The following is a 1,014-nucleotide window of genomic DNA, read 5'->3' on the forward strand; positions in this document are numbered from 1 at the left end:
CCTAGGCGCTGTTTCTCGGATCTCTCTCCGTGGGTGGGGTGTTGGGGGCAGGCTGACTCCATGGGACGCGGAGATCTGACGAATGCGGAGTGGGATCGACTGGAGTCGTTCTTACCTCGCGGTGGTGCACGCGGGGGCCGGTGGAGCGATCACCGACGGGTGATCAACGGTGTGCTCTACCGGGTCCGCACTGGGGTGCAGTGGCGGGATCTGCCGGAGCGATTCGGGCCGTGGGAGACCGTCTACAAACGCCATCGCTGCTGGTCAGCGGACGGTACCTGGCAGATGCTGCTGTCGAAAGTGCAGACCGCCGAGGACGCCGCTGGCCGGATCGACTGGGAGGTGTCCGTGGACTCCACGGCGGTGCGGGCTCACCAGCACGCCGCCGGCGCGAGGAAGGCACCGCCCGCCGCGAGCCCTCAAAGGGGGGCCCTTCCGCGGACGAATCAGGTCGATCCGGTGCTTCGGAAACTGGCCGTCCGGCTGGAGGAGGTGGTCAGGTCGGCGAGTGCCTGGGACACTCCCGTGGCGGCTTCACCACCAAGATCCACCTCGCAGCCGACGGACGATGCCGGCCCCTCGCCCTCCTCCTGACACCCGGACACTACGGTGACGGCCCCCAACTGCAGCCTGTCCTGGAGCAGGTGGCGGTGCCCCGCAGCGGCGTCGGCCGACCGCGCAGCCGACCCGACCATGTCCTGGCTGACAAGGCCTACACGTCCCGCGACAACCGCCGCTACCTGCGAAGGCGCGGCATCTCGCACACCATCCCCGAACGGCTCGACCAACGCAGACACCGACGCAACCGCGGTTCCCAGGGCGGCCGGCCCACAGGGTTCGACCGCGCACGCTACAAGAAGCGCAACACAGTTGAGCGTGCCATCAACCGCCTCAAAGGCTTCCGCGCCGTCGCCACACGCTACGACAAACGGGCCTACACCTACCTCGGCACAGTCACCCTCGCAGCACTCATCATCTGGCTCCGCACATGATCCGAGAAACAGCGCCTAGTGC

The 1,014-nt window shown here is 67.8% G+C and carries 1 protein-coding gene; it reads left to right on the forward strand.

Annotated elements, in window-relative coordinates; genetic code table 11:
* Positions 1–60 precede the first annotated feature (60 nt).
* Positions 61–992 (forward strand): IS5 family transposase gene (locus tag IF54_RS41905; protein WP_420791006.1). Its coding sequence is split into 2 segments (ribosomal slippage): positions 61–466 and positions 466–992, totalling 933 coding nucleotides; the frame shifts between segments, so codons are not numbered across the junction.
* Positions 993–1,014: the final 22 nt, after the last annotated feature.

The sequence above is a fragment of the Streptomyces sp. NRRL B-3229 genome (genome assembly GCF_000719505.1).
GTDB classification, from domain to species: Bacteria; Actinomycetota; Actinomycetes; order Streptomycetales; family Streptomycetaceae; genus Streptomyces; species Streptomyces griseorubiginosus.